We start from the raw sequence: 12,426 nt of genomic DNA on the forward strand, positions 1-12,426 counted from the left end.
GGTGGCCGACGGAACGCCCCGCAACCCGATCGTGGCGGAGCAGGCGGCCGACCGGCTTTATATCATCGACGCGCGGCATGGCGTCGAGCGGCGCATCTTGCTCGACTGGATCCATTCGACGAGCGGCGATGACGAGCCCGCCTGGGCGAGCCTCGACATTGAGGATGGCGATCATGCGCTGCCCGTCGACGTGCTGCAGGCGCGGCTCGGCGGCGCGGCATCGCGGCAGGTCGTGCCGCTGCGCGTCGCATGGCGCATCCCGGGTTTCGACAAGGGCCGCGCGCTCAAATTCCGTCACCTGATCTTTGGCGACCCGCGCCATCCGGGGCCGCTGCGTTCGCGGCTGATCCTGCTTCGCGACCGGCGGCGCGCGCAGATATTGGTCGGCGAGGCGGCGACGCTCGACGCGCTTCGCGACCGCTTTTGCGCGCAGACCGGCGGGGGCGACGGCGAGGGGGCGGACAGCCCCGAATTCGCGGGCTTCGTCGCGCGGCAGGCGGCGCTCGCGCTCGACGTCGCCGAACGCGGCATCCGGGGAACGCGATACAAGGTGCCGCGCTTCGTTGCCGATGGCCTGCGCACCAGCCCCAAATTCCGCGCCGCGCTTGCCGAACTGGCGGAGAAGACGGGGCGTCCGGTCGCCGACCTGTTCCGCGAGGCGCGGCCGCTGATGAAGGAGGTTATCGCGCGGCCGTCGGCGCTTTTTCTCGATCTTCGCGCACGTCTCGATCGCATGATGTTCGGCGGCTATGCGCCCGAGATGGAGGTCGATGCCGCCGAGCTATTGAAATTGCGTGGAATTTTGCGCGAGCACCCCACCGCGATCCTGTTCACCCACAAAACCTATATCGACGGCGCGACACCGAGCCGGCTCGCTTACGAGAACGACCTGCCGATGCTGCACAGCTTCGGCGGTGCGAACCTCGATTTCGCGGTGATGGGCGAATTCTTCCGGCGATCGGGGATGATTTTCCTCCGGCGGAGCTTTCAGGACCAGCCGGTCTACAAGCTGGTGCTGCGCCATTATATCGCCTGGCTGCTGGCGAAACGCTTTCCCTTGAGCTGGGCGTTCGAGGGGACGCGTTCGCGGCTCGGCAAGCTGATGCCGCCGAAATACGGCCTGATGAAATATGTGCTCGACGCGGCGCACGCGACCGGAACGCGCGGCGTCCATTTCGTGCCCTTCGTCACCAGTTTCGATCTCATTCGCGATGTCGAGGAATATGCCGCCGAACAGACGGGGCGGAACAAGAAGCCCGAGAGCCTGTCGTGGTTCATCGGCTATATGAAGAGCCTGAAGGAACCCTCCGGCCGCATCCGCCTCGACATCGGCGAGCCGGTCGTGATCGAAACCGCGCCGGAACCCGACGACCGGCGCGCGCTCGAAAAAATCGCCTTCGCGGTCGCGGTCGAGGCGAATCGCGTGACGCCGCTCACCGTCACCTCGGTGATGTGCCTGATCCTGCTCGGCATGGCGCCGCGCGGCGCGACCTCAGCCGAACTGCTCGGCGCGATCGGCGCGGTGACCGGCTGGGCGCGGGCGCGCGGCATCCGGCTCAGCAGCGAACTCGAAAGCGGCGACGATGCCGCGCTTTCGGCGACCGTCGACACACTGGTCGAAAGCGGCCTCTTGACGCGCTACGAGGCGGGCAGCGAAAATGTCTATTCGATCGACCCCGCCAGGCATCCGATGGCGAGCTATTATCGCAACATCATCGCGCATCATTTCCTCGATCGCGCGATGATCGAACTCGCGCTGTTCGAGTTGCGCGACGCCGACAAGGGCGATGCGACCGCCGCTTTCTGGGCCAGGATCGACCGCCTCCGCGACCTGTTCAAATTCGAATTCTTCTATCCGCCGCGCGAGGAGCATCGCGCGGCGATCGAGGCCGAGCTGACGCGCATCGATCCCGTGTGGGACCGCCGCTTCGCGAGCGGCGACCGCGGTATCGCCCAGCTACTCCGCCGCTGTCAGCCCGTCGTCGGTCATGCGATATTGCTGCCCTTCGCCGAGGCTTATTCGGTCGTCGCCGAACTGCTCGCGCGCGCGCGGCCCGCCGATGCGGTCGATGAAAAGGCGTTGCTCGACGCGGCGCTCGTCGAGGGGCGACAGGCCTATCTGCTGCGCCGGATCAGCAGCGAGGCGGCAATCGGCAAATTGCTTTTCGCCAACGGCCTGTCGCTGATGCGCCATATGGGGCTCGCCGAGGAAGCGACGCCGGTCAATCTAGCCGCGCGCCGCGCGCTGCTGATGGAACTGCGCGGCCTCGCCAACGTCATGGAAACGATGCGGCTTTCGACCGTCGCGCTCGCCGACCGCTTGCCGGGTTCAGGAGGATAGGATGCTCAAACAGCTCAGCGCGCAGGACGCCCAGTTCCTCTACACGCAGACCGCGAACAATCTGACGCACATCATGGGGGTCTATATCTACGATCCCGCAACCGCGCCGGGCGGTTTCGTGCGCTTCAAGGACATCATCCGCCACGTCGAAAGCCGCGTCGACACCTCGCCCTTGTTCAAGCGCCGCCTCCACCGCCTGCCGTTCGACATGGACCATCCCTATTGGGTCGAGGACGAGCATTTCGATATCGAGGCGCATATGAGCCACGCGCGGCTGCCCGAGCCCGGCGACTGGCGACAATTCTGCATCGCGGTCGCGCGCTGGTTCTCGAAACCGATGGATATGAACCGCCCGCTCTGGGACATCTATATCATCGAGGGACTCGACCGGATTCCGGGCATCCCCAAGGGCAGTTTCGCGATGCTCCACCGCGTTCACCACGCCGCGGTCGATGGCGCGTCGGGCGCGCATGCCTTTATCGCGATGAGCGACATCGATGCGAACGGCACGCCCGCAATCGCCGAGCCGCCGCCGGTCGAGGAGTTGGGCAAGGCGCCGTCGAGCGCCGAAACGCTCTCGCGCGCCTGGTCGGCGTCGATGCAGTCGCCGGTCAAGTTCATGAACGCGCTGATGAAGATGTCGCCCGCGATCGTCGCGTCGGCGCGCAAATCGATCGCCGATGGCGGCATGACCGCGGGCGTTCCCGAAACGCGCTTCAACGTGCCCGTCGGCCCGCACAAGATGTTCGACGCGACCACCGTCGCGCTCGCCGACGTCGCCGAAATCCGGGGGAAGGTCCCCGGCGCGACGGTCAACGATGTCGTGCTCACCACCGTCGGCGGCGCGCTGCGCAAATATCTCGCGAAGCACAAGGAACTGCCGAAGGAGAGCCTCGTCGCGGTCGCGCCGATCAATCTGCGCGGCAAGGGCGGCAAGGCCAGCACGCCGGGCAATCAGGTGTCGGCGATGAGCGTGCCGGTCCGCACCGACATCGCGGGTCCGCTCGAACGCCTCGCGGCGATCCGCGATTATACGGTCGAGGCGAAGGAGGCGAAGGCGGGGGTCAGCGCGCGGATCATGACCGACCTGTCGCAGCATATTCCGGGCGCGACGATGGCAGCGGTCGCACGGCTCGTCACCAGCGAGCGGTTTGCGGTGCGCGGCACCAACCTCTTCATCTCGAACGTGCCGGGGGCGCAGGTGCCGCTCTATCTCGCGGGCGCGCAGTTGGTGCAGCAGCACGGCATGGCGCCGCTCGCGAACAATATGGGGCTGTTCGTCGCGACGCCGAGCTATAACGGGCGCATCGCCTTTTCGATCGTCTGCGAACGCTCGATCATGCCCGACATCGCCTTCTTTCGCGAGTGCATCGACGAAAGTTTCGCCGACCTAATGGCGGCGACGCCGAAGGCGGAGAAAGCGAAAGCCGCTACGGCAACACCGAAAGCGGCGCCGAAGCCTAAGGCCAAGGCAAAAGCCGCTCCGAAACCTGCCGCGAAGAACAGGGCGAAACCGGTTGCTAAAAAGAACGCAACCGGCAAGAATCCGAAAAAATAACGATGCTCTCGCAGGATTACCGAATGCTTTTCACCCCGACGCTCAGCGCCGACCGCGATCTTGTGACCGCACCCGATTACGCCGCATGGTCCAAAGCGGCGCGCGAACATGACCGGAAGTCGGGGTTGCAGACATGGCGCGACGCCGACGAAAGCAGGCATTTCGATTACCGGTCGATCCGCGCGCGCCTCGAAAAATTGCGCAAGCTTTCGGCGGCGGGCGACGTCAAAGGGCTGCTCTTCGTTCTCAACGAAGGCATCCACGGCAATATCGACGGCATGGGGCACGAGCGGCTCTATCAGAAGGCGCGCTTCGGCACGAAAAAGCTGGTCGAGGATTATGTCGCCGAGGTCGTCGCTTCATTGGACAAGATCGCCGCCGCGCGCAGCATCGGCCGCGACGAGAAGCGCGACTTCTTCCGCCGCGCGCAGCATTGCTACGGCCGCTCGGCGCTGCTGCTTTCGGGCTCGGGAAGCTTCCTCTTCTTCCATATCGGCGTGGTGAAGGCTTTGTGGGAAGAAGGCGTGCTGCCCGCGATCATGTCGGGCGCGAGCGGCGGGTCGATCGTCGCCGCGATTGTCTGCACGCGCAAAAATGCCGACATCGGCGCCTTTCTCGAAAGCGAGCGACTCGCGAACCCCGACCGCGATCCCGAGGGGCGCCGCCTCGCGCCCGACGAGGTCCGCGAACGCCTCGCCGAACTCATCCCCGACCTCACCTTTCAGGAAGCCTATGAGGTCAGCGGGCGCCACCTCAACGTCTCGGTCGCCCCCGCCGAAAAGCATCAGAACGGCCGGCTGCTCAACGCGATCACCGCGCCCAATGTGCTGATCCGCGAGGCGGTGCTTGCATCGTGCGCGGTGCCGGGGGTCTTCCCGCCGGTGATGCTGATGGCCCGCGACGACGACGGCGCGCGCATTCCCTATCAACCCGACCGGCGCTGGGTCGACGGATCGGTGACGCACGACATCCCGACCAAAAGGCTCGAACGCCTCTACGGGGTCAACCATCATATCGTCAGCCAGGCGAACCCGATCGCGCTGCCTTTCGCCACCGACACGCGCAAGCAGATGGCGCCGATCGAGGCCATTCAACATGCGTCGATGACGACCTTCAAGGCGTGGCTCAACGCCAATATGGTGATCTTCCAGAAGCCGCTCGAGTTGATCCCGCCCTTGAACAGCATCGCCAACATGGCACGATCGGTGATCAATCAGGAATATACCGGCGACATCAACATCATCCGTCCGCCCAAATTCTGGTCACCAACCAAAATCCTCTCCGATCTCGGACAGGAAGATATCGACGAGTTGATCGACACCGGCGAGCGGACCGCGTGGCCGAAGGTCGAGATGGTGCGGACGCAGACGGCGATCAGCCGCGCGCTCGAAGCGATATTGGCGAAGATAGATAAGGCGGGGGACGACGGCCCCGGCCATCGCAGCGCGGCGCTCAAGAAAGCGGTGCGCTGACCATGGCGAGCGGCGCGGTGATCCTGCCCGCCGAATCGGCCGGGGCGGGGGCGAAGCTCCACGTCACGCACTGGCTTCCCGAAGGGCGCCCGCGCGCCGTCGTCCTGCTCGCGCACGGCTACGCCGAACATGCCGGACGCTACGCCCATGTCGCCAAACGGCTGACCGACGCCGGCTATGCGATCTATGCCGTCGATCATTGGGGGCATGGCGCTTCGGATGGCGAGGGCGGCTATGTCCCGCGCTTCTCGGCCTTCCTCGACGGCATGGCCGAGCTGCTGACGTTGGTCGAGATCAACCATGGCGATACGCCGCGCCTGCTACTCGGCCACAGCATGGGCGGGCTGATCGCGACCTTGTTCCTGGTCGAGCGGCAGCAGGCGTTCGTCGCGGCGGCGCTGTCGGGCGCAGCGATCCTGCCCGCCGAGCCGCCGTCGCGCGTCACAATCTGGATCAGCCGCTTCCTGTCGCGCTTCTTCCCGCGTCTCGGCGTGCTGTCATTGGATGCCAATGGCGTGAGCCGCGATCCGGCGGTTGTCGAGGCCTATCGCGCCGACCCGCTCGTCTATGAAGGCAAGATCGGCGCGCGATTGGGCAAGGAGTTCATGGACGCGATGGCGGTGGCGCAGGCCGACGCGCCGAAGATCCGCCTGCCGATCCTGATCCAGCACGGCGAGGCCGACCGGCTGACGGCGCCGGCGGGATCGCGCTATCTGTTCGCTAACGTCGCGTCGCAGGACAAACGGCTCGAAATCTACCCCGGGCTATTCCACGAAATCTACAACGAGCCCGAGCAGGGTGCCGTGCTCGACGATCTTGTCGGCTGGTTCGACGCGCATGTGGCGGAGGCAAAGCGCGCATGAAAATCCTCCTCGTCCTGATCTTCGCGCCGCTCATCACGCTCGCGCTCTTCTATTTCCTTTTCCCCGAACAGCTTGTGCAGCTGATGCGCTGGGCGATGCGTCGCCGCGCGCGAGTGGTGCGCAAAACGGTCACCGTCGACGGCCGCCGCTGGCCCTATCTGGAGGGCGGCGATCCGGCGAAGCCGGTGCTGGTGATGGTTCACGGTTTCGGCGCCGACAAGGATCACTGGACCTTCTACGCGCCATGGCTGACGAAGGATTACCGGCTGATCGCGCCCGACCTGCCGGGGTTCGGCGAGAATGACCGCGACGGCGAGCTGCCGTTCGACGTCGCGAGCCAGGCGGCGCGGCTCAAGGGTTTTCTCGACGCGCTCGAGATCGAACGCCCGCATCTCGGCGGCAACAGCATGGGCGGCTGGATCGCGCTGCGCTTTGCGATCGATTATCCGGGCGCGCTGCGCACGCTGACGCTGATGAACAATGCCGGCGTCGTCGGCACGAACGAAAGCGAACTCCAGAGGCTCGCGGCCGACCGCGACTATAATCCGCTCGTGCTCGCCAATCTCGAGGATGCCGATCGCCTGATCGCCTTCGTCGTGCGCAAGCCGGCGCGCGTTCCCGCGCGGCTGAAGCCCGTGATCTACGCCGACGCGCTCCGGCACCGCGACCTGCTCGACAAGATTTTCTGGATCATCGCCGACGAGATGGAGCAAAAGCCGCTCAACGACGAGCTCGGCAAGGTGAAGGTGCCGACGCTGATCCTCTGGGGCCGCCACGACAAGCTGATCGATGTCAGCTGCGTCGCGGTGCTCGAAGCAGGGATCGCGGGCAGCCGCAGCCACATCTTCGACCATGTCGCGCACGTCCCGATGATCGAGGATCCGAAAGCGACGGCGGAGATCCAGCGCGCCTTCCTTGCCAATCACTGAAACTGCCGTCACTCTCGCTCCAAAATAGCGGGAGAGCGCGATGCGGTTGAAGGTGGGGCTGCTCGGCGGGGGCAGTTGGGGAACGACGGTCGCGGCGGTGGTATCGCGCAACGCGCCGATCACGCTCTGGGCGCGCGATGCCGAGACGGTCGAGAGCATCAACGGCTCGGGCGAGAACCGCAAATATCTGCCCGGCATCAAGCTGCCTTCGGCGCTTCGCGCGACGAACGACATGGCCGAGGTGGTCGCGGGCGCCGATGTGCTCGTCATGGGGGTGCCCTCGCACAGCTTCCGAAGCGTTCTCGAGGAAGCGCGGAACCATCTCCGCCCGTGGGTGCCGGTGATCAGCCTGACCAAGGGGCTCGAACTCGCGTCGGGCAAACGCATGACCGAGCTGATCGAGGAGGTGCTCCCCGGCCATCCCATCGGCGTGCTCACCGGGCCGAATCTGGCGCGCGAGATAATGACCGGGCAGGCGGCGGCGAGCGTGCTGTCGATGGAGGACGAAATCGTCGTCCGCGCGCTCCAGCCGATATTCCACTCGGGGCTGTTCCGCGTCTACACCAACACCGACCTCTTGGGCTGCGAACTCGGCGGGGTGCTCAAGAATATCATCGCGATCGCGGTCGGCATGGGCGACGGGCTCGGCGCGGGCGACAATACGCGCGCCGGGCTGATGACGCGCGGGCTCGCCGAGATCACGCGGCTCGGCGTCGCGATGGGCGGACGCCCCGAAACCTTCGCGGGGCTCACCGGCATGGGCGACCTGATCGCGACCTGCACCAGCCCCTTGTCGCGCAACCGCCACGTCGGGGTCGAACTCGGCAAGGGGCGCCCGATCGACGAGATCATCGCGGGGATGAACATGGTGGCGGAGGGTGTGAAGAGCGCGCCGACGGTGATGGCGCTCGCCGACCAGCATGGTCTCGAGATGCCGATCGCGCGCGACGTGTTCGACGTGACGCAGGGCCGGCGCAGCGCGATGGAGGTGTTCCGCGGGCTCCTCAAATCGAGCGTCGGCGACGAAGCGCATCCCGGCTGAAAACCGTGCATTTCGGCGATTCTACCGCGAGCCGTGCCGAATCATCGTCGAGTTGGGAATAAATCGCGCCGCTGCTTCGTTTCTTCTCCTGTCCAACAGGATCCAGAAGGAGACGAAAAATGAAAAAATGGACCACTCTGGCGATGCTTGCAGCTCTCCCCGCCACGGCCGCGGTCGCCGCCGTTCCCTATCATGCGATGCCCCCGGGCTTCGAAGCGCCGCAGATTCGCGCCGAACCGATCGCCGGCATCGTGAACCAATATTGGTACAATTATCAGGCCGACATTCTCGAGGCGGAGAAGGAGCTCAGCAGCGACCTTCGCCACGCGACCGACCGCGAAGACCGATGGGACGCGTGGGACGAATGGACGACCGAGGTCGTCGATGCCGACAAGGATTATGTGAAGGAAATGCGCAAGAAGGGCTATCGCAGCGGCCGCGTGACGGTCGGCGGCTAACGTCCTGGATTTCCCCGAGCCCTGCTCGGGTCGCAGGGAAGGGCGGGTGTCATGGGGCACCCGCCCTTTCTTTGCGTCATAGTTCGGCATCATCCTCCCCATCGCTACGCGACAGGGAGGATCAGCCTTCTTTGAGCAACGCCGCCGCTTCCTTGCCCTGCCAGTCGATCGCGCCGATCACGCGCCAGATCTCGCGGCCCTCGGCGTCGTAATAGATGCTCGTCGGCAGCGCGCTGTTGGCGGCGTCGAGCAGGCCGTTCTCGGGATCGATATAGGGCTGGAGAGCTTTCAGCCCCGCTTTCTGGAACCAGGGGTCGACGACCTCGGCGCCCTTCAGATCCTGCGCGACCGCGATCACATGCATCCGTTCGCCATTCTTCGCCGCGAGCGCGTCGAGCGTCGGCATTTCGGCGACGCACGGCGCGCACCAGGTCGCCCACAGGTTGACGAGCAAGGGGCGCCCGCGGAACGACGCGATCGTCACCGGCTCGTCGTCGGGGCCGCGAAACGTCGCGGTGGGCGCCGCCGTTCCCTTGTGGCTGCGGTCGACGATATATTCGAACGCGTCGACGCCCTTCGCTTGGCCCGCCGAAACATTTGCTTGGCCTTGCCCCGCTTGCTCCCCGCCGGGCTTTTCCCTATCGCAGCCCGCGATTGATCCGGCCAGCAACAGGCCAAGGATCGCAAGGGACGGATTCGGAACGCGGCGGATGGCGAATACTCCTGACAGCAACAGCATGTGGGGCGGCCGCTTCGGTGGCGGACCCGCGGCGATCATGCAAGAGATTAACGCATCGATCCCCGTCGACAAGCGCCTGTGGGAAGAAGATATTACCGCCAGCCGCGCGCATGCCGCGATGCTCGGCGCGACCGGAATCATCGCCGCCGAGGACGCCGTCGTGATCGACCGCGGCCTTGCACAGATCGCCGGTGAGTTCGCCGCCAACGGCGTGCCGGTCGACCTTGCGCTCGAAGACATCCATATGACCGTGGAATCGCGGCTGAAGGAGCTGGTCGGCGAAGCCGCCGGGCGGCTCCACACCGCGCGCTCGCGCAACGATCAGGTCGCGACCGATTTCCGCCTGTGGACGCGCACCGCGTGCGAACGCATCGATGCGGGGCTGCAGGCGATTCAGGCGGCGTTGCTCGCGCGCGCCGACGAGCACGCGGGCAGCATCATGCCGGGCTTCACGCACCTGCAGGTCGCGCAGCCGGTGACGCTCGGCCATCACCTGCTCGCCTATGTCGAAATGTTCGGCCGCGACCGCTCGCGCTTCGCCGACGCGCGGGCGCGCCTCAACGAATCGCCGCTCGGCGCCGCGGCGCTCGCGGGCACCAGCTTCCCGCTCGATCGCGATGCGACCGCATCGGCGCTCGGCTTCGACCGTCCGATGGCGAACAGCATCGACGCGGTCTCGGACCGCGACTTCGCGCTCGAATTCTGCGCCTCGGCGTCGATCGCCGCGATCCACCTGTCGCGGCTTGCCGAGGAAGTGGTGATCTGGGCCAGCCAGCCTTTCGGTTTCGTCGCTTTGCCCGACGCCTGGTCGACGGGTAGTTCGATCATGCCGCAAAAGCGCAACCCCGACGCCGCCGAACTCGTGCGCGGGCGGGCGGGGCTGCTGCTCGGCGCATTCCAGCGCCTGTCGGTGATCGTGAAGGGGCTGCCGCTCACTTATTCGAAGGATCTGCAGGACGATAAGGAGACGGTGTTCGGCGCCTTCGACGCGCTCGCGCTGTCGCTCGCGGCGATGACCGGCATGGTCGAAACGCTGAGCTTCCGCACCGACCGGATGCGCGCGCTCGCCGCGTCGGGCTATTCGACCGCGACCGACCTCGCCGACTGGCTGGTGCGTGAGAACGGCCTGCCGTTCCGCGAGGCGCACCATGTCGTCGGCGCCTGTGTGAAGCGCGCCGAGGAACTCGGCGTCGAACTCTCGGCGCTGCCTGCGGCCGACGCCGCCGCGATCCATGCGGCGGTCACGCCCGACGTGCTCGCCGCGCTGACCGTAGAAGCGTCGGTCGCCAGTCGCATGAGCTATGGCGGCACGGCGCCCGAACGGGTAAGGCAGGCCGTCGCCGCGGCCCGCGCGGCGCTCGAAGGGACGAATATACGGTGAAGAACCACCTCGTCATGGCGATATTGGCTGCAACCGCGCTGCTCGGCGCGTGTGGCAGCAAGCAAGATCTGAAGCCGGTGGCGGGCCAGCCTGCCCCGGTCGTTCCCGTCGGCGCGACCCGCGCCCCGACTACGGAGGAGCTTACGACGCCTGACGCGCAGGCCCGGCCCGCGCGCAGCGACGAACTTCTCAAACGGTCCGAACAACGCGAACCCGACGATTTCGACTTGCCGCCTCCGGGCTGAGTCACAGGGCCTTCTCTTTTCCGTTCGTGCTGAGCTTGTCGAAGCACCGCATTTTCTGAACGCGGGAAAAGAAGGGCGGCCCTTCGACGAGCTCAGGGCGAACGGTTTTTGACGATTAGGACTTCCTTCGATGGACCATTTTGAACTTCGTGACGGCGTGATGCACGCCGAAGATATTCCGCTGCCGCGTATCGCCGCGGAAATCGGCACCCCCGTCTATGTCTATTCGCGCGCGACGCTCGAACGCCATGCGCAGGCGTTCCGCGACGGGTTGAAGGATGTGCCCAGGAAGCACCTCGCTTTCGCGATCAAGAGCAATCCCAACCTCGGCGTGCTGCGCGTGCTCGCGCGGCAGGGTTATGGCGCCGACGTCGTCTCGGGCGGCGAGCTCGAACGCGCGCTCGCGGCGGGCATGGCGGCCGAAGACATCGTCTTTTCGGGCGTCGGCAAGACGCGCGCCGAACTGGCGCTCGGGCTCGACCGCGGGATCGGTCAGTTCAACATCGAGCATGAGCCCGAGGGCATCGCGCTCGCCGAAATCGCGCTCGCCAAGGAGACGACCGCGCCCGCGGTGCTGCGCGTCAATCCCGACGTCGATGCGGGCACGCATGCGAAGATTTCGACCGGCAAGGCCGAAAACAAGTTCGGCGTCGGCATCGACGCCGCACCCGAGATCTTCGGCCGCCTGTCGGGGCTGCCGGGGCTCAATCTGCGCGGCATCGCGGTCCATATCGGTTCTCAGCTCACCAGCCTCGCCCCGTTCGAGGCGGCGTTCAAGCGCGTCGGCCAGCTCGTCGCCGATCTTCGCGCCGCGGGACACAGCATCACCCATGTCGATCTGGGCGGCGGGCTCGGTGTGCCCTATCGCGCGGGCGACAATATCCTTCCGCCGTCGCCCGCCGACTATGGCGCCATGGTTGCACGGGTCACCCGCGATTGGGACGTCACGCTGATGTTCGAACCCGGCCGCGTTATCGCGGGCAATTCGGGGGTTTTGCTGACGGAAGTTTTGTGGGTCAAGCCCGGTGCAACCCACCCCTTTGTGATCGTCGATGCGGCGATGAACGATCTGGCACGGCCCGCACTCTATGATGCCTGGCATGATTTCGCCGCGGTGAAGCCCTCGGGCGAGACGATGACCGCCTCGATCGTCGGCCCGGTCTGCGAAACCGGCGACACCTTCGCGCGCGACCGGCTGATCGACAAGGTCGAGTCGGGCGACCTCGCGATCTTCCGCAGCGCGGGCGCCTATGGCGCGACGATGGCGTCGACCTATAACAGCCGCAGCCTCGTTCCCGAGGTGCTCGTCGACGGCGATCGCTATGTCGTCGTCGCCGACCGCATCGCCGCCGGCACGATCATGGCCGCCGAGCGTGTGCCCGACTGGATCGACTGACT

General features: G+C 66.0%; 11 protein-coding genes. 10 read left to right on the plus strand and 1 reads right to left on the minus strand.

The annotated features are described in order from the left end of the window. The first annotated feature begins 1 nt into the window (after nt 1). The 7 genes from VFG17_RS09465 to VFG17_RS09495 all read left to right on the plus strand — a co-directional run bounded on the left by VFG17_RS09465 (nt 2) and on the right by VFG17_RS09495 (nt 8,663). Nucleotides 2-2,341, plus strand: coding sequence for a glycerol-3-phosphate 1-O-acyltransferase (locus VFG17_RS09465; RefSeq protein ID WP_325029223.1), 2,340 nt, complete (start codon nt 2-4; stop codon nt 2,339-2,341). Nucleotide 2,342: 1 nt separating this feature from the next. Then, nucleotides 2,343-3,899: a wax ester/triacylglycerol synthase family O-acyltransferase gene (locus VFG17_RS09470; RefSeq protein WP_325029224.1), complete on the plus strand. Its 1,557-nt coding sequence runs from the start codon at nt 2,343-2,345 to the stop codon at nt 3,897-3,899. Between the two features lie 23 nt (nt 3,900-3,922). Continuing rightward, entirely contained in the window at nt 3,923-5,371 is a 1,449-nt protein-coding gene (locus tag VFG17_RS09475) for a DUF3336 domain-containing protein (protein WP_325029225.1), read from the plus strand. A gap of 2 nt (nt 5,372-5,373) precedes the next feature. Further along, complete coding sequence (locus VFG17_RS09480) at nt 5,374-6,234, plus strand: lysophospholipase (RefSeq protein WP_325029226.1); 861 nt, start codon at nt 5,374-5,376, stop codon at nt 6,232-6,234. Next, nucleotides 6,231-7,163: an alpha/beta fold hydrolase gene (locus VFG17_RS09485; RefSeq protein ID WP_325029227.1), complete on the plus strand. Its 933-nt coding sequence runs from the start codon at nt 6,231-6,233 to the stop codon at nt 7,161-7,163. The genes VFG17_RS09480 and VFG17_RS09485 overlap by 4 nt, the downstream gene beginning before the upstream one ends. 40 nt (nt 7,164-7,203) lie before the next feature. After that, nucleotides 7,204-8,205 (plus strand): NAD(P)H-dependent glycerol-3-phosphate dehydrogenase, encoded by a 1,002-nt coding sequence (locus tag VFG17_RS09490; RefSeq protein WP_325029228.1) that lies wholly within the window; start codon nt 7,204-7,206, stop codon nt 8,203-8,205. Between the two features lie 119 nt (nt 8,206-8,324). Then, nucleotides 8,325-8,663: a hypothetical protein gene (locus VFG17_RS09495; RefSeq protein ID WP_325029229.1), complete on the plus strand. Its 339-nt coding sequence runs from the start codon at nt 8,325-8,327 to the stop codon at nt 8,661-8,663. A 121-nt stretch (nt 8,664-8,784) separates the two neighbouring features. Here VFG17_RS09495 and VFG17_RS09500 read toward each other — a convergent pair whose 3' ends face one another. Then, complete coding sequence (locus VFG17_RS09500) at nt 8,785-9,333, minus strand: TlpA disulfide reductase family protein (protein WP_325029230.1); 549 nt, start codon at nt 9,331-9,333, stop codon at nt 8,785-8,787. A 40-nt stretch (nt 9,334-9,373) separates the two neighbouring features. Between VFG17_RS09500 and argH the strand changes: the two genes are divergently transcribed. The 3 genes from argH to lysA all read left to right on the plus strand — a co-directional run bounded on the left by argH (nt 9,374) and on the right by lysA (nt 12,424). Beyond that, nucleotides 9,374-10,783, plus strand: a complete 1,410-nt coding sequence (argH, locus tag VFG17_RS09505; protein WP_325029231.1) for an argininosuccinate lyase — start codon at nt 9,374-9,376, stop codon at nt 10,781-10,783. Next, entirely contained in the window at nt 10,780-11,028 is a 249-nt protein-coding gene (locus VFG17_RS09510; protein WP_414712944.1) for a hypothetical protein, read from the plus strand. Before argH ends, VFG17_RS09510 begins: the two co-directional genes overlap by 4 nt. A gap of 130 nt (nt 11,029-11,158) precedes the next feature. Beyond that, nucleotides 11,159-12,424 (plus strand): diaminopimelate decarboxylase, encoded by a 1,266-nt coding sequence (gene lysA / locus VFG17_RS09515; protein ID WP_325029232.1) that lies wholly within the window; start codon nt 11,159-11,161, stop codon nt 12,422-12,424. Nucleotides 12,425-12,426: the final 2 nt, after the last annotated feature.

The sequence above is a fragment of the Sphingopyxis sp. genome, from assembly GCF_035686825.1.
GTDB lineage: Bacteria > Pseudomonadota > Alphaproteobacteria > Sphingomonadales > Sphingomonadaceae > Sphingopyxis.

What these genes read in the sequence shown, in the direction of transcription:
- lysA (WP_325029232.1), top strand. Translation starts at nt 11,159, where the DNA reads ATGGACCATTTTGAACTTCGTGACGGCGTGATGCACGCCGAAGATATT.
- VFG17_RS09485 (WP_325029227.1), top strand. Translation starts at nt 6,231, where the DNA reads ATGAAAATCCTCCTCGTCCTGATCTTCGCGCCGCTCATCACGCTCGCG.
- VFG17_RS09470 (WP_325029224.1), top strand. Translation starts at nt 2,343, where the DNA reads ATGCTCAAACAGCTCAGCGCGCAGGACGCCCAGTTCCTCTACACGCAG.
- VFG17_RS09490 (WP_325029228.1), top strand. Translation starts at nt 7,204, where the DNA reads ATGCGGTTGAAGGTGGGGCTGCTCGGCGGGGGCAGTTGGGGAACGACG.
- VFG17_RS09475 (WP_325029225.1), top strand. Translation starts at nt 3,923, where the DNA reads ATGCTTTTCACCCCGACGCTCAGCGCCGACCGCGATCTTGTGACCGCA.
- VFG17_RS09495 (WP_325029229.1), top strand. Translation starts at nt 8,325, where the DNA reads ATGAAAAAATGGACCACTCTGGCGATGCTTGCAGCTCTCCCCGCCACG.
- VFG17_RS09480 (WP_325029226.1), top strand. Translation starts at nt 5,374, where the DNA reads ATGGCGAGCGGCGCGGTGATCCTGCCCGCCGAATCGGCCGGGGCGGGG.
- argH (WP_325029231.1), top strand. Translation starts at nt 9,374, where the DNA reads ATGGCGAATACTCCTGACAGCAACAGCATGTGGGGCGGCCGCTTCGGT.